The 24,074-nt window shown below is 68.9% G+C and carries 21 protein-coding genes and 1 tRNA gene; 10 read left to right on the top strand and 12 right to left on the bottom strand.

Going from position 1 to position 24,074, the window contains the following annotated elements; genetic code table 11:
* Window positions 1–96: 96 nt before the first annotated feature.
* On the bottom strand, window positions 97–1,497 hold the full coding sequence (locus PCA_RS10680) for an aminotransferase class III-fold pyridoxal phosphate-dependent enzyme (RefSeq protein ID WP_181302597.1): 1,401 nt from the start codon (window positions 1,495–1,497) through the stop codon (window positions 97–99).
* Between the two features lie 58 nt (window positions 1,498–1,555).
* Complete coding sequence (locus PCA_RS10685; RefSeq protein ID WP_181302598.1) at window positions 1,556–2,254, bottom strand: MtnX-like HAD-IB family phosphatase; 699 nt, start codon at window positions 2,252–2,254, stop codon at window positions 1,556–1,558.
* 169 nt (window positions 2,255–2,423) lie between these two features.
* On the opposite strand from PCA_RS10685, the gene PCA_RS10690 reads away from it, so the two are divergent.
* Complete coding sequence (locus PCA_RS10690; protein WP_181302599.1) at window positions 2,424–3,206, top strand: MipA/OmpV family protein; 783 nt, start codon at window positions 2,424–2,426, stop codon at window positions 3,204–3,206.
* A gap of 56 nt (window positions 3,207–3,262) precedes the next feature.
* Here PCA_RS10690 and PCA_RS10695 read toward each other — a convergent pair whose 3' ends face one another.
* Both PCA_RS10695 and PCA_RS10700 read right to left on the bottom strand, forming a co-directional pair.
* Window positions 3,263–3,589: a non-heme iron oxygenase ferredoxin subunit gene (locus tag PCA_RS10695; protein ID WP_181302600.1), complete on the bottom strand. Its 327-nt coding sequence runs from the start codon at window positions 3,587–3,589 to the stop codon at window positions 3,263–3,265.
* Window positions 3,586–4,134: a GNAT family N-acetyltransferase gene (locus PCA_RS10700; RefSeq protein ID WP_181302601.1), complete on the bottom strand. Its 549-nt coding sequence runs from the start codon at window positions 4,132–4,134 to the stop codon at window positions 3,586–3,588. The genes PCA_RS10695 and PCA_RS10700 overlap by 4 nt, the downstream gene beginning before the upstream one ends.
* A gap of 170 nt (window positions 4,135–4,304) precedes the next feature.
* Between PCA_RS10700 and PCA_RS10705 the strand changes: the two genes are divergently transcribed.
* The 8 genes from PCA_RS10705 to PCA_RS10740 all read left to right on the top strand — a co-directional run bounded on the left by PCA_RS10705 (window position 4,305) and on the right by PCA_RS10740 (window position 13,979).
* Window positions 4,305–6,341, top strand: coding sequence for a M13 family metallopeptidase (locus tag PCA_RS10705; protein WP_181302602.1), 2,037 nt, complete (start codon window positions 4,305–4,307; stop codon window positions 6,339–6,341).
* A gap of 336 nt (window positions 6,342–6,677) precedes the next feature.
* Window positions 6,678–7,268 carry a cysteine dioxygenase family protein gene (locus PCA_RS10710; RefSeq protein WP_181302603.1) on the top strand — a complete coding sequence of 197 codons (591 nt, stop codon included), beginning with the start codon at window positions 6,678–6,680 and terminating at the stop codon, window positions 7,266–7,268.
* A 79-nt stretch (window positions 7,269–7,347) separates the two neighbouring features.
* Complete coding sequence (locus PCA_RS10715; RefSeq protein WP_181302604.1) at window positions 7,348–8,745, top strand: FAD/NAD(P)-binding protein; 1,398 nt, start codon at window positions 7,348–7,350, stop codon at window positions 8,743–8,745.
* Window positions 8,746–8,863: 118 nt separating this feature from the next.
* Complete coding sequence (locus tag PCA_RS10720; RefSeq protein WP_219918727.1) at window positions 8,864–9,865, top strand: sulfate ABC transporter substrate-binding protein; 1,002 nt, start codon at window positions 8,864–8,866, stop codon at window positions 9,863–9,865.
* Window positions 9,862–10,692 carry a sulfate ABC transporter permease subunit CysT gene (gene cysT, locus PCA_RS10725; RefSeq protein WP_181302605.1) on the top strand — a complete coding sequence of 277 codons (831 nt, stop codon included), beginning with the start codon at window positions 9,862–9,864 and terminating at the stop codon, window positions 10,690–10,692. Before PCA_RS10720 ends, cysT begins: the two co-directional genes overlap by 4 nt.
* A complete protein-coding gene (cysW, locus tag PCA_RS10730; protein ID WP_343204437.1) occupies window positions 10,689–11,549 on the top strand; it encodes a sulfate ABC transporter permease subunit CysW in 861 nt (286 codons plus the stop codon). Before cysT ends, cysW begins: the two co-directional genes overlap by 4 nt.
* Before the next feature lie 7 nt (window positions 11,550–11,556).
* Window positions 11,557–12,675: a TOBE-like domain-containing protein gene (locus PCA_RS10735; protein ID WP_181302607.1), complete on the top strand. Its 1,119-nt coding sequence runs from the start codon at window positions 11,557–11,559 to the stop codon at window positions 12,673–12,675.
* 119 nt (window positions 12,676–12,794) lie between these two features.
* Window positions 12,795–13,979, top strand: coding sequence for a porin (locus PCA_RS10740; protein WP_181302608.1), 1,185 nt, complete (start codon window positions 12,795–12,797; stop codon window positions 13,977–13,979).
* A gap of 602 nt (window positions 13,980–14,581) precedes the next feature.
* Here PCA_RS10740 and PCA_RS10745 read toward each other — a convergent pair.
* From PCA_RS10745 to PCA_RS10775, 7 genes are all read right to left on the bottom strand, one after another.
* Window positions 14,582–14,674 (bottom strand) — tRNA-Ser (locus PCA_RS10745).
* A gap of 73 nt (window positions 14,675–14,747) precedes the next feature.
* Window positions 14,748–14,951 (bottom strand): carbon storage regulator CsrA, encoded by a 204-nt coding sequence (gene csrA, locus PCA_RS10750; protein WP_181302609.1) that lies wholly within the window; start codon window positions 14,949–14,951, stop codon window positions 14,748–14,750.
* 265 nt (window positions 14,952–15,216) lie between these two features.
* Complete coding sequence (alaS, locus tag PCA_RS10755) at window positions 15,217–17,856, bottom strand: alanine--tRNA ligase (protein ID WP_181302610.1); 2,640 nt, start codon at window positions 17,854–17,856, stop codon at window positions 15,217–15,219.
* 63 nt (window positions 17,857–17,919) lie between these two features.
* Window positions 17,920–18,438 (bottom strand): regulatory protein RecX, encoded by a 519-nt coding sequence (locus PCA_RS10760; RefSeq protein WP_181302611.1) that lies wholly within the window; start codon window positions 18,436–18,438, stop codon window positions 17,920–17,922.
* Window positions 18,439–18,545: 107 nt separating this feature from the next.
* Window positions 18,546–19,094: a TIGR01244 family sulfur transferase gene (locus PCA_RS10765; protein ID WP_181302612.1), complete on the bottom strand. Its 549-nt coding sequence runs from the start codon at window positions 19,092–19,094 to the stop codon at window positions 18,546–18,548.
* A gap of 65 nt (window positions 19,095–19,159) precedes the next feature.
* Window positions 19,160–20,197 (bottom strand): recombinase RecA, encoded by a 1,038-nt coding sequence (gene recA, locus PCA_RS10770; RefSeq protein WP_181302613.1) that lies wholly within the window; start codon window positions 20,195–20,197, stop codon window positions 19,160–19,162.
* Window positions 20,198–20,312: 115 nt separating this feature from the next.
* A complete protein-coding gene (locus PCA_RS10775) occupies window positions 20,313–20,822 on the bottom strand; it encodes a CinA family protein (RefSeq protein WP_181302614.1) in 510 nt (169 codons plus the stop codon).
* Window positions 20,823–20,896: 74 nt separating this feature from the next.
* On the opposite strand from PCA_RS10775, the gene mutS reads away from it, so the two are divergent.
* Window positions 20,897–23,470 (top strand): DNA mismatch repair protein MutS, encoded by a 2,574-nt coding sequence (gene mutS, locus PCA_RS10780; RefSeq protein WP_181302615.1) that lies wholly within the window; start codon window positions 20,897–20,899, stop codon window positions 23,468–23,470.
* On the opposite strand, the gene PCA_RS10785 is transcribed toward mutS, so the two are convergent.
* Window positions 23,462–24,070 carry a response regulator gene (locus PCA_RS10785; RefSeq protein ID WP_181302616.1) on the bottom strand — a complete coding sequence of 203 codons (609 nt, stop codon included), beginning with the start codon at window positions 24,068–24,070 and terminating at the stop codon, window positions 23,462–23,464. The two genes, mutS and PCA_RS10785, sit on opposite strands and share 9 nt — an antisense overlap.
* Window positions 24,071–24,074: the final 4 nt, after the last annotated feature.

Below are 24,074 nucleotides of genomic sequence, written 5' to 3' on the forward strand. Positions count from 1 at the left end.
CCCTCACCCCGGCCCTCTCCCCGGAGGGGAGAGGGAGAAAGCAAAAGGCCCGGCGGTTTCGCGCCGGGCCTTTCGTTTGCAGCGGGCAACCGCGCGTCAGCCCTTCTTGGCCTTCGTCAGCAGCTGGTCGAGCAGCGACATCGACAGGTCGATCTCTTCGTGCGTGATGTCCAGCGACGGCGCGAAGGTGATGACGTTCTTGTACCAGCCGCCGACGTCGAGCACGAGGCCGATCTTCTTGCCGTTGTGCTCCAGGTCGCCGGCGAGGCCGATGTCGACCATCCTGTCGAGCAGCGCCTTGTTCGGCGTGAAGCCGTCGTCGGTGCAGATTTCGGCGCGCAGCGCCAGGCCGAGGCCGTCGACGTCGCCGATTTCCTTGTGCTTCTTCTGCAGGTCGCGCAGGCCTTCGAGGAAGTGCGCGCCCTTCTTCGGCACGGTGGTCTCGTAGTCCAGCTCGTAGCCCATCTTGATCACTTCCAGGCCCAGCGAGGTGCCGAGCGGGTTGGAGTTGAACGTGGAGTGGGTGGAGCCCGGCGGGAACAGCGTGGGGTTGATCAGCTCTTCGCGCGCCCACAGGCCGGACAGCGGGTTCAGGCCGTTGGTGAGCGCCTTGCCGAAGACCACGATGTCCGGCGTCACGCCGAAGTTCTCGATGGACCACAGCTTGCCGGTGCGCCAGAAGCCCATCTGGATTTCGTCGGACACCATCAGGATGCCGTACTTGTCCAGCACCTTCTTCAGGCCCTTGAAGAAGCCCATCGGCGGGACGACGTAGCCGCCGGTGCCCTGGATCGGCTCGACGTAGAACGCGGCGTACTCGCACTGGTTGGTCTTGGGGTCCCACACGCCGTTGTATTCGGTCTCGAACAGGCGCTCGAACTGGCGCACGCAGCTGTCGGAATACTCTTCCGGCGTCATGCCCTTGGGGCGGCGGAACGGGTACGGGAACGGCAGGAACATCGCGCGCTCGCCGAAGTGGCCGAAGCGGCGGCGGTAGCGGTAGCTGGAGGTGATGGACGAGGCGCCCAGGGTGCGGCCGTGGTAGCCGCCCTCGAACGCGAACATCAGGCTCTTGCCGTTGCTGGCGTTGCGCACCAGCTTGAGCGAATCCTCGATCGCCTGCGCGCCGCCCACGTTGAAGTGCACGCGGCCGTCGAGGCCGAACTTCTTCTTCGCGTCCAGCGCGATGGTCTTGGCCAGCTCGATGCGGGTCTGGTGCAGGTACTGGCTGGCGACCTGCGGCAGCACGTCGATCTGCTTCTTCAGCGCGTCGTTGAGGCGCTTGTTGCCGTAGCCGAAGTTGACCGCCGAGTACCACATCTGCAGGTCGAGGAACGGCGTGCCGGCGGTGTCGTACATGTAGCTGCCTTCGCCGTGGCGGAAGATCTTCGGCGGGTCCACGTAATGCACGGTGTCGCCGAAGGAGCTGTACCTGGCCTCGTCGGCGAGCAGTTGCGCGTCGTCGATGAAACCGACGGCGTTCTTGTCGATGTTCATGGGTATCGATCCGGGGAAGCGGTTGCAGGGGGTGTGACGAAGAACGCGGGACGGCCGCTCAGGCCGCCGCCGCTTCGTGATAGTGCGCGTGCTGCGCCAGCGAGCCGTCGAGCAGGCGCGGCAGGTATTCCAGCGCGTCCTCGAAGCCGGTGATCGGCATGTAGGGGATGCCGGCGGCGCGGCAGTGTTCGATCAGGCGGTGCTTGGCGAACACGAAGTCCACGCGGTCGGCGGCGCAGAAGTCGGAGGCGCCGTCGCCGATCAGCAGGGTCCTGTCACCGGTGCTGCGGGCCTGCGCCACGCAGGCGCACTTGCAGGTGCCGCTGCGGCAACCCTCGGCCTGGAACGGCGAGGTGAGCTGCCACTGCTTCGGCGGCGTGGCCGGCGCGAGGTGGTTCGCGGCCAGCGGCAGCCGGTCCAGGCCGTAGCGGCCGAGGATTTGGTGGATCGCGTAGTCGAGGCCGTCGCTGACGATGCGGATTGGCACGTTCAGTTCGCGCGCCTTGGCCACGAAGCCGGGGAAGGCGTGGTCGATCCACAGCTCGCGCAGGTGCTCGTCCAGCTCGGCGCGGGTCATCTGCAGCAGTTCGACCTGGCCGGCCATGCACTCGCGCGAGCCGATGCGGCCGGCGCGCCAGTCCTGCTCCAGCACTTCCCAGCCGGGGCGGCCGAAGCGGTCGAGCAGCGAGTCGATCACGTCCTCGACGGAGATGGTGCCGTCGAAATCACACAGGATGGTCCAGCCGGAAGCAGACATCAGAGTGGCGCACCTACAGCGATGATGGATGGCACGGTAGGGAGGCTGCCTTTCGGCGCCCTTTCCCCTGTCGGGCCCGAGCCAAACCGCGGCTGAGCGCCGGCCTGCCGGTGACAACCGGATGCCCGGCCAGCCGTTAAGCTGATCCGGTCCCCTGTTCTTGCCACCCATGCCTGCTGCCCGTTCGCGCCTGCTGATTGCCCTGCTGTGCCTGTCGCTGCCGCTGTGCGCCGCGGCGGACGACACCGATCCCGCACCCACGCTGGCCATCGGCGCCGGGGTACAGCGCATGCCGCGCTGGGCCGGGGCGCATACGCACCGCAACGATCCCATCCCGTTCGTGGACATCGAGCTGCCGCAGTACGGCTTCAGCCTGTCCACCGAGGACGGCCTGCAATGGGACCTGATCCGCGACACGCGCCTGCACGGCGGCATCTACGGCGATTTCCAGTGGGGCCGCGACCGCGACGACCTGGGCGCGTCGCTGGCCGGCAAGCTGCCCACGCTGGCGCCCCGCGCCACCGGCGGCGGCTACCTGGAATGGGAGTTCAACCCGCAGCTCGACGCCGGCCTGCGCCTCAGCCACGACCTCAACGGCGCCGGCGCCTACCTGGAGTTCTACGCGGAATGGGACCCGCCCAAGCTGGGCCTGCTGGAGCAATCGCTGCAGTTGCGCTGGCAATCGATGAACGGCGCGGCGATGCGGCGCTTCTTCGGCGTCGCGCCCGCCTCGGCCACGGCGCTGGGCGTGCCGGCCTGGCAACCGGGCGGCGGCAGCCAGCTCGCCGCGCTGGCGTACAACCTGTTCCTGCCCACCGGCAAGCACACCGGGCTGGCCGCCTCGCTGGAGTACGGCTACCTGCTGGGCGACGCCGCCGCCAGCCCGCTGGTGCGCCAGTACGGCTCGCGCAACCAGTTCACCGAATCGCTGGCCTTCGTCTACCACTTCTGAGACTGCGGCCCTGCCCGCCCGGTCGCTTCACGCCATCGGAAATCCTGCAGGCCGGCTCAGCGGTCGTCGCGGGTCCAGATCGCGCCGTCGTCCTCGCGCACCGGGAAACTCGCCACCGGCTCCACCGCAGGCGGGCGCGTCACCGCGCCGCTGCGCAGGTCGAAGCGCGCGCCGTGGCGCGGGCACTCCACCTCGAAGCCGAACACCTCGCCGCCGGCGAGGTCGCCGCCGTCGTGGGTGCAGACATCCTCGATCGCGTAGAGGTCGCCGTCGATGTTGTACACGGCGATCGGCGTGTCGCCGTCGAACACCACCTTGAACTCGCCCGGCAGCACCTCGCTGCGCGTGCCCACCCGCACCCAGCCCTCGGCCGCCAGGCTCATGCCGCCACCTCGGCGAACGCCTTGCGCAGCACCTCGAAGCGCAGGTCCCCGCGGCGCGGGATGCCGAAACGCTCGTCGCCGTAGGGGAACGGCTGGAACTCGCCGGTGCGGCGGTAGCCGCGACGCTCGTAGAACGCGATCAGCTCCGCGCGCTGCACGATCACCGTCATGTGCATCGTCCCGCAATGCCATTCCTCGCGCGCGATGCGCTCGGCCTCGGCCAGCACCCGCTTGCCGAGGCCGCCGCCCTGCCGGGTGGGATCGACCGCGAACATGCCGAAATAGCCGGAATCGCCCTGCCGCTCGATATGGCAACTGGCCAGCAGCGCACCCTCGCGCTCGGCCAGCAGCAGCCGGCTGTCGGCCTGGTCAAGCAGCGCCGCGACGCCAGCGGGATCGGTGCGCTGGCCGTCCAGCAGGTCGGACTCGGTGGTCCAGCCGCGCCGACCCGAGTCGCCCCGGTAGGCGGACTCGACCAGGGCCACGATGGCAGGGACGTCGGCCAGAGTGGCCGGGCGGAAAGCGAGGGGAGCGGATGCGGACATTCGGGCATGGTAAAGCGTGCGCGGGACCACCGCATGGTGGCCGACATGCGCGGGCGCATCCATGACCTAAGTCACTGTGGCCGACCCGCGGATTTGGCCTAGCCTGAGTGTTCGCAAATTCCTGCAAACCGCGCCCCGGCGCGGCCCGCACCATTCCGAGGATCACCCGCATGCGCCACCGTTACATCAAGCCGCTGGCCCTGGCCGTCGCCCTTTCGCTCGCCACCGGCGCCGCTGCCGCGCCGTCCAGCTCGTTCGACATCGGCGAGCTGGACACGAAGATCGACGCCTGCCAGGACTTCAACGGCTTCGTCAACGCGAAGTGGGTGGCCGCGCATCCCATCCCCGCCGACCGCACGCGCTGGGGTTCGTTCGACGCGCTGCGCGAGGACAGCCTCAACGTGCAGCGCGGCATCGTGGAGCAGGCAGCGAAGCACGCCGGCCAGGCCAAGCCCGGCTCGATCGAGCAGAAGATCGGCTGGCTGTACGCCTCGGGCATGGACGAGGCGGCGATCGACCAGGCGGGCTACACGCCGATCAAGCCCGAGCTGGCGCGCATCGCCGGCCTCAAGGACGGCGCCGACATCGCCGCCTACATCCGCGACAGCTACGCCCAGGGCCGCAGCGTGGCGTTCCGCTTCTACGGCAACGGCGACTTCAAGGACTCCAGCCGCGAGATCGCCTACGTGGGCCAGGGCGGCCTGGGCCTGCCCACCGCCGACTACTACAGCAAGCCGGACTTCGCGAAGATCCGCGACGCCTACGTCGCGCACATCGCGAAACTGTTCGAGCTGACCGGCACGCCGGCCGCCGCCGCGCAGGCGCAGGCCAAGGGCGTGCTGGCGTTCGAGACCCGGCTCGCCGCCGTGTCCATGGTGCCCACCGAACTGCGCAAGCCGGAGAACCGCTACCACTACGTCAGCATCGCCGAGGCCGACCAGGCCACCCCGCACTTCGACTGGGCGGCGTTCTTCAAGGCGCAGGGCGCCGACGTGGGCCAGGGCTTCTCGCTGTCGCAGCCGAAGTTCTTCGCCGAGTTCGACCGCATGCTGACGCAGACGCCGGTGGCCGAGTGGCAGGCCTACCTGCGCTTCCACCTCATCGACGGCGCCGCGCCCTACCTGTCCAAACCGTTCCAGCAGGAAGACTTCGCGTTCAACGAGAAGACGCTGAACGGCCAGCAGGAGATGCAGGCGCGCTGGAAGCGCGTGCTCGGCACCGTCAACGGCAGCATGGGCATGGCGCTGGGCGAGCTGTACGTGGCCGACCACTTCTCGCCCGCGTCCAAGCAGCGCGCGCAGGCGCTGGTGGCGAACCTCAGCGCCGCCTACAAGGCGCGCATCGAGAAGCTGGAATGGATGAGCGACGCCACCAGGCAGAAGGCGCTGGAGAAGTGGGCCAGCTTCACGCCCAAGATCGGCTACCCCGACAAGTGGCGCGATTGGAGCGGCCTGACGCTGGCGCCCGGCGCCTACTTCGCGAACCTGCGCGCCGCGCGCAAGTTCAACTACGACTACATGGTGGGCAAGATCGGCAAGCCGGTGGACCGCGACGAATGGGGCATGACGCCGCAGACCGTGAACGCCTACTACAGCCCGCAGAAGAACGAGATCGTGTTCCCGGCCGCGATCCTGCAGTCGCCGTTCTTCGACGCCAAGGCGGACGACGCGCTCAACTACGGCGGCATCGGCGCGGTGATCGGCCACGAGATGGGCCACGGCTACGACGACCAGGGCAGCAAGTTCGACGCCAGGGGCAACAACGCGAACTGGTGGACCGACGCCGACCGCAAGGCGTTCGATGCGCGCGCCGACAAGCTGGCGGCGCAGTTCGACGGCTACGAGGCGCTGCCCGGCAAGCACGTCAACGGCCGCCTCACCATGGGCGAGAACATCGGCGACCTGGGCGGCCTCAACGCCGCCTACGATGCGCTGCAGATGGCGCTGGCGAAGAACCCCGCCGAGGCGAAGAGCAAGATCGACGGCTACACCCAGGACCAGCGTTTCTTCCTCAACTGGGCCCGCGTGTGGCGCGGCAGCATCCGTCCCGAGGCGCAGCTCACCCTGCTCAACACCGACCCGCATGCGCCGGCGAAATTCCGCGCGATCGGCGCGCCGTCGAACATGCCCGCGTTCGCCCAGGCGTTCCAGTGCAAGGCGGGCGACAAGATGGTGCGCGACGGCGACCGGCAGGTGAAGATCTGGTAACCGGTCCAGACGCGACGACACGCCGCGACAGGGAGGTCGCGGCCGCACGTTCCGGTCCCGCTGCCGGTGCGGCATCCGTGCGCCGCGCAGCCGATATGGCGAAATCCGTCCATCCGCACCAGACGAATTTCGTCTCACTGTGAGTGGCCGTTCCCCGGCATGTTCGCCGCGACAAAACCACGACCACGTCTACTGCCTTGTTCCGCTGCGGATTTATCGCAAAACCCGCGCATTGCAGTGCGACATCGCCGCGCACAATCGCCAATATCCGGCTAGCGCTTCCTTAACCGTCCGCATGATTCAGTCGGCTCGCACCCACGAATTCAGGGGACGTTTATGTGCGACGCCCATCCGAACAGCACCGCCGTCTGGACCCACCGCGTACTGGCGGCCACCGCCCGCGGCGTGGGCGACGGCCGCGATGTAGCCGTGGCGCAACTGACGCGCTCGCTCGCGCACGCTGCGTGGTGGGAAGGCTGTCCCGCGGGCGCCGATGTCTTTCCTGCCGGCACTCCCCCGCGCTATCGCCGCATCTCGCTGCGCGAACCGCTGTACGCCGACGACTACTCCGTGCTGCTGATCGCCTGGCCGCCCGGCCACGCCACGCCCATCCACGACCACGATGGCCTGTGGGGCCTGGAACTGGTGCTGGACGGCATCCTGGGCGTCGAGTCCTACGCGATCGAGGTGACGCCGAGCGTGCGACTGGCCCCGCGCGGCGTCACCCCGCTGGGCATCGGCGACCACGCCACGTTCTCCGACGCGGACTACGCGCATCGCTGCAGGAATCTCTCCGCGCAGCGCCCCGCGCTGTCGCTGCACGTCTACGGCGGCGCGCTGCGCCGTTACCGCGCCTTCGACCAGGATGCCCAGGGCCGCTGGGACAGCGTCCCGCACCGCACCGAGCTGGAACTCGCGAACCGCTGATCCAACGAACGGGACCACGCCGGCGACTCGTCCACCGATGAGCCGCACGGCCCGCTGTCCCCACGCACAGGAAACACACATGGCTGACATCGCAATCATCGGTGGCGGCGCTGCAGGGGCCGCGGTATTCGGCGAACTGCTGCGCAGGGCCGACCATGGCGGCACGGTGCACTGGATCACCGGCGGCGCCGCGCCGGGGCGCGGGGTGGCCTACGCCACCGCCGACGACCGCCATCTGCTGAACGTGCGCGCCGCGGGCATGGGCTTGTTCGCCGAGCAGAAGGGCGAATTCCTGCAGCACGCGAGCAGGCACCTCGGCCACGCGCAAGGCAGCGACTTCCTGCCCCGCCGCCTGTTCGGCGAATTCATCGAGGCGCAGTTGCGCACGCGCATCGCCGAGGCGCATGCGCGCGGGCGTCGCTTCCAGGTCCACGACACCAGGGCAGCCGCGGTACGCCGGCAGCCGCAAGCGGGCTACCACGTGGAACTGGAAAACGGCGCCGCGCTGGCCACCGATGCGGCGGTGCTGGCGATAGGCGCGCTGGCGCCGCGCCCACTGAAGACCGTCTCGATGCAGGTGCTGGACAGCGGCGCCTACATCCTCGATCCGTGGAATGCGCCGGAACCGCCCAGGCCGCCACGCCGCGTGCTGGTCATCGGCACCGGCCTGACCGCGGTCGACACGCTGATCTCCACCGCGGCGCGCTGGCCCAAGGCCGAGTTGATCGCGGTGTCGCGGCACGGCCTGCTGCCGTTTCGCCACCCCGCCGCGCCCGTCGCACCCTACCCCTACCAGGACGACCTCAATGCCGCGCTGCTGGCCTGCGACGGCGCGGCGCCGATGACACGGCTGGTGCGCGAGGCGATCGCTGGCGTGGCCGGCACGGACTGGCGCGCGGTGGTGGACGGCATGCGGCCGATCAATGCCACGCTGTGGCAGGGGTTCACGCTGGCGCAGCGGCGGCAGTTCCTGCGCCACCTGCGCTGGGTGTGGGAAGCCTCGCGCCATCGCACCGCGCCGGCCTCGTACGAGATCGTGCAGGAGCTGATCGAGTCCGGGCGCCTGCAGGTGCAGGGCGCGCGCGTGCTGGCCGTGGACGGCAGCGGGCCGATCGCGGTCACGCTGCGCAGCCGGACCACCCAGCTGACCAGCACCATCGAAGTGGATCGCGTGATCCAGGCGACCGGGCTGGATACCGCCGTGGCCTACGCTCGCGATCCGCTGCTGGCGCAGCTCCTGGGCGCGGGACTGGCGACGCCCGATCCGTTGCAGCTGGGCCTCGCGGCCACGCCGGACGGGCAGTTGCTGGACGCCCACGGCCGGGCGCAGCCGGGGCTGTACGGCATCGGCTCGCTGCTGCGCGGCAACCTGTGGGAATGCACCGCGATGCCGGAAATCCGCATCGCCGCCAGCCGTCTCGCGCAGGCGCTGACCGAAGACGGGGAAACGCGCAGCGAGGAAGCCGCCGCAAACTGAGGGGCAAATGGACGTCCATATGCAATGGGCGTCACGGCATATCCACATGCCGATCCGGGATTTCACAGCCTGCTCGACCCACCCATAGCCTGATCGTCCATCTCGACACGGGGGCCTGATGATGAAGCTTCGCACCGCACTGTTCGCCATTGCCGGCACGCTGCTGTCCGCCACCGCGACGGGCAAGGACGTGACCCTGCTCAACGCGTCCTACGATCCCACGCGCGAGCTGTACAAGGCATTGAACGCCGCGTTCGCCGACGAATGGAAGGCGCAGCACGGCGACACCGTCACCATCCGCATGTCGCACGGCGGCTCCGGCAAACAGGCACGTGCCGTCGTCGACGGCCTGCCTGCCGACGTGGTCACCCTCGCGCTGGCCTACGACATCGACGCAGTGGCCGACCGCGGCCTGCTGGACAAGGCCTGGCAGCAGCGCCTGTCCGACAATTCCTCGCCGTACACCTCGACCATCGTGTTCCTGGTGCGCAAGGGCAACCCCAAGGCCATCCACGACTGGAAGGATCTGGTGCGGCCCGGCATCCAGGTCGTCACGCCAAACCCGAAGACCTCAGGCGGCGCGCGCTGGAACTTCCTCGCCGCATGGGGCTATGCGTTGAAGCAGCCCGGCGGCAACGAGGCCAGCGCGAAGGCCTTCGTGAAGACGCTGTTCCAGCACGTTCCCGTGCTCGACACAGGCGCACGCGGCGCCACCAACACCTTCGCCCAGCGCGGCATCGGCGACGTGCTGCTGGCGTGGGAGAACGAGGCCCTGCTGGCCAGGCACGAGCCGGGCGGCGACCAGTTCGAGATCGTGGTGCCGTCGGTCACCATCCTCGCCGAACCGCCGGTCGCCGTGGTGGACAGGAACGCCGATGCCCACGGCACGCGGCAGGTCGCCGAGGCCTACCTGAAGTTCCTGTACACGCCGCAGGCGCAGGAGATCGAGGCGCGCAACTTCTACCGGCCGCGTTCGGCGGCGGCCGCCGCCAAGTACGCGGCGCAGTTCCCGCAGGTGCACACGTTCACGCTGGCGGAGGTGTTCGGCAGCTGGCGCCAGGTGCAGGCGAAGTTCTTCGCCGACGGCGGCGTGTTCGACCAGATCGGCCCCGGTCATTGAGCATGCGAAGACGGGTCCTGCCCGGGTTCGGCATCAGCCTGGGCTACACGCTCGCGTATCTTGGGCTGATCGTCCTGCTGCCACTGGTGGCGCTGGCGTGGAAGGCGACCGGCATCGGCTTCCACGGCCTGCTGCAGCTGCTCGCGTCGCCGCGCACGCTGGCGGCGTTGCGGCTGAGCTTCGGTGGAGCGCTGCTGGCCGCGCTGCTCAATGTCTTCCTCGGGCTGCTGGTGGCCTGGACGCTGGTGCGCTACCGCTTTCCGGGGCGGCGCCTGTTCGATGCGCTGATCGACCTGCCGTTCGCGCTGCCCACCGCCGTGGCCGGCATCGCGCTGACCGCGATCTACGCCCCGAACGGCTGGCTGGGCCGCTGGCTGGTGCCCATGGGCATCCAGGTCGCGTACGCGCCGCCGGGTGTGCTGCTGGCGATGGTCTTCGTCGGCTTCCCGTTCGTGGTGCGCACGCTGCAGCCGGTGCTGCAGTCGCTGGCGCGCGACGTGGAGGAAGCGGCCGAGAGCCTTGGCGCGACGCGCGCGCAGACGTTCTTCCGGGTGATCCTGCCGGTGCTGGTGCCGACCCTGCTCACCGGTTTCGCGCTGGCGCTGGCGCGCGCGGTGGGCGAATACGGCTCGGTGATCTTCATCGCCGGCAACATCCCGATGCGCTCGGAGATCGCGCCGCTGCTGATCGTGCAGAAGCTGGAGGAATTCGACTACGCCGGCGCGGCGGCGCTGGGCGTGGTGATGCTCGCGTTCTCGTTCGTGCTGCTGGTGCTGATCGCGCTGCTGCAGCATTGGAGCGGGCGCTGGGCGGAGCGTGGCGCGTGAGCGGCGGCAGCGCGCGCGGCGGCTCCACGGGGCGATGGCTGGGCCACGTCGCGATCATCGCGTTCGCCAGCCTGTTCCTCATCGTCTTCCTGCTGCTGCCGCTGGCATCGGTGTTCGCCGAAGCGTTCCGCCAGGGCATGCAGGCGTACCTGGCGAGCCTGCAGCAGCCCGAGGCGCTGTCCGCAATCCGGCTCACGCTGCTGGTGGCGGCGATCGCGGTGCCGCTGAACCTGGTCTTCGGCGTCGCGGCCGCCTGGGCGATGACGCGGTTCGAATTCCGCGGCAAGGCCGCACTGGGCGCGCTGATCGATCTGCCGTTCTCGGTGTCGCCGGTGATCTCCGGCCTGGTCTACGTGCTGCTGTTCGGCGCCCAGGGCTGGTTCGGGCCATGGCTGGACGCGCACGGCGTGCGCATCATCTTCGCGGTGCCGGGGCTGGTGCTGGCGACCGTGTTCATCACGCTGCCGTTCGTGGCGCGCGAGCTGATCCCGCTGATGCAGGCGCAGGGCAGCGAGGAAGAGGAAGCCGCCCGCGTGCTGGGCGCGAACGCCTGGCAGATGTTCTTCCGCGTGACGCTGCCGAACATCCGCTGGGCGCTGCTGTACGGCGTGCTGCTGTGCAATGCCCGCGCGATGGGCGAGTTCGGCGCGGTGTCGGTGGTGTCCGGGCACATCCGCGGGCTCACCACCACCATGCCGCTGGAAGTGGAGATGCGCTACAACGAATACGACTACGTAGGCGCCTTCGCCATCGCCTCGCTGCTGGCCCTGCTGGCCCTGCTCACCCTGGCGGTGAAGACTTTCCTCGAATGGCGCTACGGCGACGAGATCGCCGCGCACGCACCGGGCGGACACTGAGACCACCATGACGCTGACACTGGACCGGCTCAGCCGACGCTTCACGAACTTCGCCGCGCTGGACGACGTCAGCCTGGAGATGGCGCCCGGCGAATTCCTCGCCCTGCTGGGCCCCTCGGGGTCGGGCAAGACCACGCTGCTGCGCATCCTGGCCGGGCTGGACTATCCGGACCGGGGCAGCGTCACCCAGGCCGGGCGCGACTTCCTCGCCGCCTCCGCGCGCGAACGCAACGTGGGGCTGGTGTTCCAGCACTACGCGCTGTTCCGCCACCTCACCGTGCGCGAGAACGTGGCGTTCGGCCTGCGCGTGCGGCCACGCCGCCGGCGCCCCGCACGGGCGCAGATCCGCGAGCAGGTGGAGCGCCTGCTGAAGCGCGTGCAACTGGAGGAGCTGGGCGACCGCTATCCCAGCCAGCTCTCCGGCGGCCAGCGCCAGCGCGTGGCGCTGGCGCGCGCGCTGGCGGTGGAACCGGAACTGCTGCTGCTGGACGAACCGTTCGGCGCGCTGGATGCGCAGGTGCGCGTCACGCTGCGCCGCTGGCTGCGCGAGCTGCACGAGGAGCTGCAGCTCACCACCGTGTTCGTGACCCACGACCAGGAAGAGGCGCTGGAACTCGCCGACCGCATCGCCGTGATGAACCGCGGCCGCATCGAGCAGGTGGGCACGCCGCAGGCGATCTACCAGGACCCGGCCACGCCGTTCGTATGCGAGTTCATCGGCCGTACCAACCGCATCCCGCTCACGCGCCACGCGCAGGCATGGCGCGCCGGCGCGTGGTCGCTGACGGAGGACCCGTGGAACGGCCGCCACCGCGAGGCCGTCGCCTACGTGCGCCCCGAGCATCTCGCGCTGTCGGTGCCTGACGGGGAGCCCGCATGGGAGGCGCGCGTGCGCCACGTATACCTGGCCGGCAGCGTGGCGCACCTGGACCTGTACGTCGCCGGCATCGACCTGGCGCTGGAGGCCGATGTCGCGAGCGAGGACCTTGGTCGCCTGGGCTTGCATGCCGGTGCCGCGCTGCGCGCCGCGCCCGCCCGGCTGGTCGCCTTCCCCTGCGACGACGGCGACGGCAGCCGCCCCGTGATCGACGAACGATGTAGCTGGGCATCGCCCATCCGGCGCTAGCCGGAAGCCCATTCTTCTTCATCCGTGGCTGGCCCGTGCGCCAGCCGCGTCGGGGCGGTCTGCGCCTGCGCAGCCCCGCTCATCCGCAAAAGCAGGCACCGGAACGAGGGGAAGCACCCATGAAAAAGACGACGCTGATGGCCGCCTTGATGGTGGTGATCCCGAGCGTGGCCAGCGCGGGCCAGAACGGCCCGTACAGATTTGCTGCCAACTGGCCCACCCATTACGTGTTCGACGACGGCACCGACTTCGGCCTGGCGCTGAAATACCAGTACGACATCGACCGCTTCCCGAACGACGGCGGCCGCCTGGCGGACGCACACACCAACCGCCGCAAGGAAGTCGGCCTCTACCTCAAGAAGAAGGGCGTCTACGACGCCGTGCTGGGTTTCGACTACCAGGCCAGGACCTGGGTGGACACCTACGTGCGCGTGCAGAGCAAGGCGTTCCTGGGCACCGACCTCGGCGCGTTGAGGGCAGGTTTCAGCAAGACGCCGCTGGGCTTCGAAGGCAACACCAGCACCGGCGCCACCACCTTCCTCGAGACCGCGCTGCCCACGCAGGCGATCTACGCGAACCGGCGCATCGGCGTGGACTGGGCGCTGGAACGCCCGCACTACCTCGTCAACGCGGGCTACTACAGCGGCGGCGACCTCAACGGCGACAACGACGGCCGCATGGTCGCCGCCCGCTTCGCATGGGTGCCGCACAAGCAGCCCGGCGACGTGATCCATCTCGGCGTTTCCGCATCCGAGGAATCACCCGACGGCAGCACCGACGGACGCAACCGCTACACGCCGCCCACCGTGCGACTGCGCGCCCGCCCCGAAGCCGCCTTCGCCACCCGACTGGTGGATTCCGGCAACCTGCTTCCGGTCGACCACATCGACCGCGTCGGCTTCGAGGGCCTGTGGATCAACGGCCCCTGGTCGCTGCAAGGCGAATACCTGCACGCCACGGTGAAGCTGGACGGCGGACGCCCCAGCTATGCCGCCAGCGGCTACTACGCATTCGCGAGCTGGGTCGTCACCGGCGAATCGCGCCCCTACTCCGGCGGCAACGTCGACAACATCAAGCCCAAGGGTCCGTACGGCGCACTTGAACTCGCGCTGCGCTACAGCGAGCTGGACCTCGACGACAACCCCGTCCTCGGCGGCCACGAATCGAACTGGACGCTGGGCGCGAACTGGTACATCAACCGTTACCTGAAGCTGCAGGCGAACTATGTGCGCGCGCAGAGCAGCCGACGCAATGTGACGGTCGATCCCGATGTGGTGGAGGTCAGGGGGCAGGTGCAGTTTTGATGCGATTCGCACCGTGACGGCATGGAAGCGTCGGCATGATGAGGGATTGTTCGCCCCATCCATGGGGCTCACCCCTTCGCACTGCGCGCTACGGGGCCAGCCTTCGGCTGTCCAAATTCGTTCCGGACGAATTTGTCGAACCCAAGAGGGTTCGTCCACACCTCTCTCTCCGCCAGACACGCAAAACGCCCCGCGAGGGGGCGTTTTGCTCAACTGCTGTGTCTTCATGGCGACGAGGGATTGTTCGCCCCATCCATGGGGCTCACCCCTTCGCGCTGCGCGCTACGGGGCCAGCCTTCGGCTGTCCAAATTCGTTCCGGACGAATTTGTCGAACCCAAGAGGGTTCGTCCACACCTCTCTCTCCGCCAGACACGCAAAACGCCCCGCGAGGGGGCGTTTTGCTCAACTGCTGTGTCTTCATGGCGACGAGGGATTGTTCGCCCCATCCATGGGGCTCACCCCTTCGCGCTGCGCGCTACGGGGCCAGCCTTCGGCTGTCCAAATTCGTTCCGGACGAATTTGTCGAACCCAAGAGGGTTCGTCCACACCTCTCTCTCCGCCAGACACGCAAAACGCCCCACTAGGGGGCGTTTTGCGTGTCTGGCGGAGAGAGAGGGATTCGAACCCTCGATAAGGCTTTTGACCCTATACTCCCTTAGCAGGGGAGCCCCTTCGGCCACTCGGGCATCTCTCCGGGTTTGTGGTGCTGCAGCAGGGTCGGCAAGGATAACCGCCGACCGCCGCGAGGTAAAGCCCGAACGTTTCGCTCAGTGCTCGTCGCCGGAGGCGGGGCCGCTGCCGGATTCGTGCTCGCCCTTGATGCGCTGGTAGATTTCTTCGCGATGCACGGCGACGTTCTTGGGCGCATTGATGCCAATGCGAACCTGGTTGCCTTTCACGCCCAGAACGGTGACGGTCACCTCGTCGCCGATCATCAGGGTTTCACCAACCCTGCGGGTCAGAATCAACATGGTTGCTGCTCCATAAATTCCTGGTTCCAAACCTGCACGTGATGGCACCTCACCCCTGAGCATCCATCACCGCAGTTCTACGATTGTCCGTCGAAGGCTTTGCCGCCTTCCCGGCTCTCAATCTGGCTACCTGTCGCGACAATCTCTTGATTGGGCAACAGCTGCCTACATTATTCGGGCGATACTAGCGACCATCCACCATCGGCGCAATGCGCCTCGGCGTGGCCAGTAGCCGGGATCCCGGTCGACGCGCAACCTCGCAACCTCAGGCCGACAACTGGCCGGAGGCCCATAACGGCAGATCCGCCAGTATGGTTGACAGCGCCGGCGCGTCGGTGCCGCCGCCCTGCGCCATGTCGGGGCGGCCGCCGCCCTTGCCGTCGATCTGCTTCGCCACGTGCGAGACCACGTCGCCGGCCTTGATGCGGCCCAGCGCGCGGCCGTGCACGCCGGCAATCAGCGATACGCGGCCGTCCGCCGCGCCCGCTAGCAGGATCACGCAGTCGCCCAGTTGCTGCTTGAGCTGGTCCACGCTGTCGCGCAGCGCCTTGGCGTCCAGGCCCTCCAGTCGCGCGGCCACGATCTTGATGCCGTCGACGTCGTGCGCGCTGCCCGCCAGTTCGGCAGTGGCGGAGCCGGCCGCCTTGGCGCGCAGGGAGTCCAGTTCGCGCTCCAGCTTCTTCTGCTTGTCGAACAGCTGGCGCAGCTTCTCGATGGCGTCGTCGCCGCTGCTGGAGAGCAGGTGCGCCAGTTCGCCGAGGCGACGCTCCTCGTCGGCCACGAAGGCGAGCGCGCCAGCGCCGGTGACCGCCTCGATGCGGCGCACGCCGGAGGCCACGCCCGCCTCGCCGGCGATCTTGAACAGGCCGATGTCGCCGGTGCGCCCCACGTGGGTGCCGCCGCACAACTCGGTGGAGAAGTCGCCCATCTTCAGCACGCGCACTTCGTCGCCGTACTTCTCGCCGAACAACGCCATCGCGCCGAACGCGATCGCGTCGTCGTAGGCCATCTGGCGCACCTCGGCGGCGTCGTTGCGGCGCACCTCGGCGTTGACCAGCGCCTCCACCTCAGCCAGTTCCTCGCGACTCACCGGCTTGTGGTGGGCGAAGTCGAAGCGCAGGCGATCGGGCGCCACCAGCGAGCCCTTCTGCGTGACATGCGTGCCCAGCACCTTGCGCAGCGCGGCGTGCAGCAGGTGGGTGGCGGAGTGGTTGAGCACGATGGCCTGGCGGCGCGCGGTGTCGACCTGCGCATCCACCGCGTCGCCGACCTTGAGCGGCTGCGCGCCGTGCCAGCTGCCGGCGTGGCCGAAGAATACGCCGCCCATCTTCAGCGTGTCGGCCACCTCGAAGCGGCCCTGGCCGTTCGACAGCACGCCGGTATCGCCGACCTGGCCGCCGGACTCGGCATAGAACGGCGTGCGGTCGAGGATCACGTAGCCCCGCTCGCCCTCGGCGAGCTGGTCCAACTGGCGACCGTCGCGCACGATGCCCAGCACCTTGCAGCCCTGCGCCGACAGCGCCTCGTAGCCGAGGAAGGCAGTGGGCGCGAGCTGGCTGGCAAGCTCGGCCGGCAACTGACCCTTGGCCTCGAACTTGCCCGCGGCGCGGGCGCGCTCGCGCTGCTCGTTCATCGCCTGCTCGAAGCCGGCCATGTCGACGGCGAGGCCGCGCTCGCGCGCGATGTCGGCGGTGAGGTCGACCGGGAAACCGTAGGTGTCGTAGAGGCGGAACGCGTCTTCGCCCGCGATGGTCTTGCCGGAGAGCCGGCCGGTCACCTCGTCGAACAGTCGCATGCCGTGTTCCAGCGTTTCGCCGAAGCGCTGTTCCTCGGTGCGCAGCGCATCTTCCACGAAGTTTTGCTTCTGCTTGAGCTCGGGATAGGCCTCGCCCATTTCCTCGACCAGCGGCTGCACCATCTTCCAGAAGAAGTCGCCGCGCACGCCCAGCATCCAGCCATGGCGCAGCGCGCGGCGGATGATCCGGCGCAGCACGTAGCCGCGGCCTTCGTTGGACGGCAGCACGCCGTCGACGATCAGGAAGCTGCAGGCACGGATGTGGTCGGCGATCACGCGCAGCGACTGGTTGGCCAGGTCTTTCGTGGCGGTGAGTTCGGCCGCCACCTTGACGAGGTGCTGGAACAGGTCGATCTCGTAGTTGGAGTGCACGTGCTGCAGCACGGCGGCGAGGCGCTCCAGGCCCATGCCGGTGTCCACGCAGGGCGCGGGCAGCGGCGAGAGCGTGCCGTCCGGCGCGCGGTCGAACTGCATGAACACCAGGTTCCAGATCTCGATGTAGCGGTCGCCGTCCTCGTCGGGCGAACCGGGCGGGCCGCCCGCCACACCGGGTCCGTGGTCGTAGAAGATCTCGGTGCAGGGACCGCAGGGGCCGGTGTCGGCCATCTGCCAGAAATTGTCGGAGGCGAACGGCGCGCCCTTGTTGTCGCCGATGCGCACGATGCGCTCGGCCGGCACGCCGACTTCCTTGTGCCAGAGGTCGTAGGCCTCGTCGTCGGTGTGATAGACGGTGACCCACAGCTTTTCGGGCGGCAGCTTGAGCACCCGGGTGAGCAACTCCCACGCCCAGACGATCGCCTCGTGCTTGAAGTAATCGCCGAACGACCAGTTGCCCAGCATCTCGAAGAAGGTGTGATGGCGCGCGGTGTAGCCCACGGCGTCCAGGTCGTTGTGCTTGCCGCCCGCGCGCAGGCAGCGCTGCACGTCGGCCGCGCGCACGTAGGGCAGCTTTTCGCTGCCCAGGAACACGTTCTTGAACGGCACCATGCCCGAGTTGGTGAACAGCAGGGTCGGATCGCTGGCCGGCACCAGCGAGGCGGACGGCACGATGGTGTGGCCCTTGGAGCGGAAGAACTCGAGGAAGGTGGAGCGGATGTCGGCCGTCTTCATTGCGTGCGGATCGTCGGGCTGGGGCGTGGAGGCTGCAGGCCACGCCGACGGCAAGCCGGGCGATCAGTCGCTTTCGTCGGCCAACTCGTCCACATCGGCGTGGGTAAGACCTCTTACTGTGGCGGCGGGAAAGCCGCGACGCAAGAGAAACTGTGCCCGGCGCAGCTTTTCGGCCTGGTCCGCAGCCGCCTTGGCGCCGTAGCGGCGCCGCAACTGGGCGGCGGCGGAAGCGCCCCAGTCCACTTCCGCGGCATCCAGCAGCGCACGGATGCGCGCGTCGGACAGGCCGTGGCTCTTCAGTTCGGCGCGCAGGCGCAGCGGGCCGTAACCCTGGGCGGCGCGGCTGCGCACCAGCATCTCGCCGAAGCGTTCGTCGTCCTGGTAGTGCTGCGCGCCGAGACGGTCCAGCGCCTCCGCCGCCTCGTCGGCTGCGTAGCCGCCCTGGCGCAGCTTGCGCCCCAGTTCGCGGCGGGAATGCTCGCGGCGCACGAGGAGGCCGAGGCCCTTGGCGTAGGCGGTGGCCTTGTCCCGTTTTTCGGGCGGCTTGCTGCCGGGCGGCGGCGCGGAACGGTCTTTCGACATGCGCGGCTACCCCGGCGTCAGCAGCGGATGCCGATCAGGCCCGGCGACAGTACGGCGGCGTACATCGACGGCAGGGGCGGCGACAGCAGCCATGCGTCTGCCGCGATTCAGCGCGCGCTGGGCCGGGCGGCGATGCGGGCCACGATCTGATCGCGCAAATCCCCGGCGTTCTGCCCGGCCTGGTGAACCGCGTCCACGATGGCGTCCGCATCGAGGCCGCCGGGGCGCGAGGCCTCGGCCAACGCCCAGGTGCGCGCCGCACGGCTGCCACTGCGGCAGTACAGCAGTACCGGCTGCTCGCCACGGGCCAGCGCGCGGCCCAGCGTGTCCACCGCGGCGGCCGGCACGGCGCCCGGCGACACCGGGGCGTAGTCGAAGGCCATGCCCTGCTGCGCTGCCGCCGCGCCCATCGTGCCGGCCGAAGGCTGGCCGGGGCCTTCGTTGTCCGGGCGCAGGTCCACCACCGCCCGGAAACCCTGCGCCTTCAACTGCGCCAGTTGTTCCGGGGCGACCTGGCCGGAGATCCAAACGCCTTTCACCACCAGCCTGGCGTCCACGCGTGGGGTTTCGCCACTGCCGCCGAACGCGGCGGTGGCGAACGCCAGCGCCGCGCCGAGCACGATGGCGACCAGGAAAGTCCAACGCAGCCTGGGCATCTCACCTGCCTCCTGTCGCCCGTTCACCGGGCCTTGATCAACCTGACCGGCGAGCAACGCCCGGATCAGGCTTCCTCCAGCGCTTCCTCGGAAGCGGTGGTGCCCTTGCCGCTGCCGCCCACCAGCAGGCGGGCGCGCAGTTCGCGGTCGATCTCGTCGGCGATGGCGGGGTTGTCGCGGAGGAACTGGCGGACGTTTTCCTTGCCCTGGCCGATGCGGTCGCCCTTGTAGCTGTACCAGGCGCCGGACTTGTCGACCAGGTTCTGCGCCACGCCCAGCTCGATGATCTCGCCTTCGCGCGAGCTGCCCTCGCCGTAGAGGATCTCGAACTCGGCCTGGCGGAACGGCGGCGCCACCTTGTTCTTGACCACCTTGACGCGGGTTTCGGAACCGATCACTTCCTCGCCCTTCTTCACCGCGCCGATGCGACGGATGTCCAGGCGCACCGAGGCGTAGAACTTCAGCGCATTGCCGCCGGTGGTGGTTTCCGGGCTGCCGAACATCACGCCGATCTTCATGCGGATCTGGTTGATGAAGATCACCAGGCAGTTGGACTTCTTGATGTTGGCGGTGAGCTTGCGCAGCGCCTGGCTCATCAGGCGGGCATGCAGGCCCACGTGCGAATCGCCCATCTCGCCCTCGATTTCGGCCTTGGGCGTGAGCGCGGCGACCGAGTCGACCACCACCACGTCCACCGCGCCCGAGCGCACCAGCATGTCGGCGATTTCCAGCGCCTGCTCGCCGGTGTCGGGCTGGGAGACCAGCAGGTCGTCCACGTTCACGCCCAGCTTGGCGGCGTAGGACGGGTCCAGCGCGTGCTCGGCGTCGACGAAGGCCGCGGTGCCGCCGTTCTTCTGGCAGTTCGCGATCACCTGCAGGGTGAGCGTGGTCTTGCCCGAGGATTCCGGACCGTAGATCTCGACCACGCGGCCACGCGGCAGGCCGCCCACGCCCAGCGCGATGTCCAGCCCCAGCGAACCGGTGGAAACGGTGTCGATCGCCTCGTTGGTGCGATCGCCCATGCGCATCACGGCGCCTTTGCCGAACTGCTTTTCGATCTGGCCGAGGGCGGAGGCGAGCGCCTTGCGCTTGTTGTCATCCATCGTCTTGGTTCCGGTTGGGCTGTGAATGGAAGGCATGATGCCCGGATCGCGTCTCACGGGCTGGGATCACGAAGTATCCCATATCGGTCAAGCCGGCCAGCCGGACCGCGGCGCCTCAGTCCGTCAGGGTTTCGCGCAGGCCGGCGAGCGCGGCGGCCACGGTCTGCCGGCGCACCGCCTCGCGGTCGCCGTCGAAATGGAACAGCCTCGCGCGGGCGTAGCCGCCGCGGCACTTCCAGGCGATCCACACCGTACCCACCGGCTTGCCCGGCGTGGCGCCGGTCGGCCCGGCAATGCCGGTCACCGCCACCGCCACGCCCGCGCCGAACCGGGCGATCGCGCCGGAAACCATTTCCAGCGCGGTCTCCTCGCTCACGGCACCCGCATGCTCCAGCGTATGCGCACTGACGCCCAGCAGCGCCTGCTTCGCCTCGTAGCTGTAGGTGACCACGCCGCCGTCGAACCAGGCCGAGCTGCCGGGCAGATCGGTCAGCGCCTTGGCGATCCAGCCGCCGGTGCAGGATTCGGCGGTGACCAGCATCCGGCGCCGGCGCAGCGTTTCCTGCGCCACCGCCTGCGCCAGCACGTGCAGTTCGGCATCGGTAGGAACGGACGGCGACTCCATGCGAGACTCCCGATCTTCAAGGCCAGCACGTTAACGCGGATCGGCCACCCTGTTCCACCCACGCGCAGCCACGCATGAGCCACGACGATCTCTCCCTGCACACGCCCTTGATGCGCCAATACCTCACCGCGAAAGCGGCGCATCCTGATGTGCTGCTGTTCTTCCGCATGGGCGATTTCTACGAGCTGTTCTACGATGACGCGCGCAAGGCGGCGCGGCTGCTGGACATCACGCTGACCCAGCGCGGCCAGTCGGCCGGTGCGCCGATTCCGATGGCGGGCGTGCCCTATCACGCGGTGGAGAATTACCTCGCGAAGCTGGTGCGCCTCGGCGAATCGGTGGCGATCTGCGAGCAGATCGGCGATCCCGCGCTGGCCAAGGGCATCGTGGAGCGCAAGGTGGTGCGCGTGGTCACGCCGGGCACGGTGACCGACGCCGCGCTGCTGGAAGAACGCCGCGACAACCTGCTGCTGGCGATCGCCGCGGGCGCGAAGGACGGCTACGGCCTCGCGTGGGTGGATCTGTCCAGCGGCCGTTTCCTGCTCAGCGAGGTGCCGCACGCGGAAGCGCTGGCGGCGGAACTCGCGCGCTTGCAACCGGCTGAAACCCTGGTGGACGAAAGCGTGGCGTGGCCGAAGCTCGTCGCCGCCCTGCCGGGCCTGCGCAAGCGGCCGCCATGGCATTTCGAAACCGATGCGGCGCGGCGCGAACTCAACCGCTTCTTCGGCACGCGCGACCTCGGCGGCTTCGGCGTGGACGCGCTGCCGCTCGCCATCGGCGCAGCCGGCTGCCTGCTCGGCTACGTCGAGGAAACCCAGAAGAGCGCGCTGCCGCACCTCAGCGGCATGGCGGTGGAATCGGCCAGCGAAACCATCGCGCTGGACGCCGCCACGCGCCGCAACCTGGAACTGGACACGCATCCCAGCGGCCGCACCGAACACACCTTGCTCGGCGTGCTGGACGAAACCGTGACGCCGATGGGCGCGCGCCTGCTGCGCCGCTGGCTGAATCGCCCGCTGCGTTCGCGCGAACTGCTGCGTGGCCGCCACCAGGCCATCGGCACGCTGGTCGACAACCGCCGCTACGAAGCGCTGCGCGAACAGTTGCGCGGCATCGGCGACCTGGAGCGCATCCTCGCCCGCGTGGCGCTGCGCTCGGCGCGGCCGCGCGACCTGTCCACCCTGAGGGACGGCCTGCTGGCCGCGCCGGAGCTGCGCGAACGCATCGCCGGCCTGGACAGTCCGCTGCTGCATGCGCTGGTCGAACGCATCGGCAACCACGCCGAGACCGCGACACTCCTCCAGCGCGCCATCGTCGAACAGCCGCCGGCGCTGCAACGCGACGGCGGCGTCATCGCGGACGGCTACGACGCCGAGCTGGACGAGCTGCGCCGGCTCTCCACCCATGCCGACCAGTACCTCGTCGAACTGGAGGAACGCGAGAAGGCCGCCAGCGGCATCCCCACGCTCAAGGTGGGCTACAACCGCGTGCACGGCTACTACATCGAGATCAGCAAGGCGCAGTCGGACAAGGCGCCCACGCATTACACGCGCCGCCAGACCACCAAGAACGCCGAGCGCTACATCACCGAGGAACTCAAGCAGTTCGAGGACAAGGTGCTCAGCGCGAAGGAGCGTTCGCTGATGCGCGAACGCGCGCTGTACGAAGCGCTGCTCGACACGCTGACCGAACGGCTGGAGCCGCTGAAGCAGGCGGCCGCCGCCATCGCGGAACTGGACGTGCTCGCCACCCTCGCCGAACGCGCCGAGACGCTGGACTGGAGCGCGCCGGAACTCGCCGACGAACCCGGCATCGCGATCGAGCGCGGCCGCCATCCGGTGGTGGAAAAGGTGCGCGAGGAACCGTTCGAGCCGAACGACCTGCGGCTCGACGACAACCGCCGCATGCTGGTAATCACCGGCCCCAACATGGGCGGCAAGAGCACCTACATGCGGCAGAACGCGCTTATCGTGCTGCTTGCGCACATCGGCAGCTACGTGCCTGCGACACGCGCGACGATCGGCCCCGTCGACCGCATCTTCACCCGCATCGGCGCGGGCGACGACCTCTCGCGCGGCCAGTCCACCTTCATGGTGGAAATGAGCGAGACCGCCAACATCCTGCACAACGCCACCGAGTACAGCGTGGTGCTGATGGACGAAGTGGGCCGCGGCACCAGCACCTACGACGGCCTCGCGCTTGCGCGCGCCGCGGCGGTGCATCTCGCGGCGACGAGCCGCGCCTTCACCCTGTTCGCCACACACTACTTCGAATTGACCGAACTCGCGGGCGAATACACGGGTATCGCAAACGTGCATCTCGACGCCGTGGAATACGGCGAGCAACTGGTGTTCATGCATGCGGTGAAGGACGGCCCGGCCAATCGCAGCTTCGGCCTGCAGGTGGCGGCGCTGGCCGGCCTGCCCAAGGCGGTGATCGCGGATGCGCGGCGCACGCTGGCGAAGCTGGAGAGCGGCATGCATGCGCATGGCGGCGCGGCGCCCGTTGCCGAAGCATCGCCACAACTCGGCCTGTTCGCGCCACCCGCGCCTTCCGCCGTGGAGCATGCGCTGGACGCGATCGATCCGGATGCGCTCACGCCGCGCGATGCGCTGGAGGCGCTGTACCGGTTGAAAGGCCTACGCTGAGCCTGGCGTCGGCGGATCGCCCGGCTTCGTTGCTGCGCGATGCGCAACATGGGCTTCGTCCGGCATCCCGATATCGGGAATGGCATCCCACTCGGCCTGGCTCACGCCGGATGGCGGCTGCGGCTGCTGTACCGGCGCACGTGCCGGCAGGCGCCCGGTCAGCACCAGCTGGCGGATGCGCTCGAACACCTCGCCGCGACCGAACGGCTTCTTCATGAAATCGTCGGCGCCGTAGCGCTGCACGTAGAACTGCTCGGTGGCCTGCACATTGCCGCTGATCATCACGATGGGCGTGCGCTGCGTGGCCGGTTCGCGCCGCATCGCGCGCAGCACCTCGAAGCCGGAGATCCCGGGCAGCACGATGTCGAGGAACACCAGGTGCGGCCGCACGCTGCGCGCCAGCGCCAGCGCGCTTTCGCCGTCGGCCGCCTTGACGACCTCGTAGCCGTCCTGGGTCAGCATCTTGCCCAGCACCGCGCAGATCGTCGCGGAGTCGTCCACCACCAGCACGCGGCTGGCCACCGGCGCGCGCACCCGCGGTTCGCTGTGGCGCCGTTCGCCGCCGGCCACCAGCCGCTGCAACAAACCGAAACCGGCCATCCCC

Origin of the sequence: Rhodanobacter sp. PCA2 (assembly GCF_013620825.1) — a bacterium.
In the GTDB taxonomy this organism is placed as follows: Bacteria; Pseudomonadota; Gammaproteobacteria; order Xanthomonadales; family Rhodanobacteraceae; genus Rhodanobacter_A.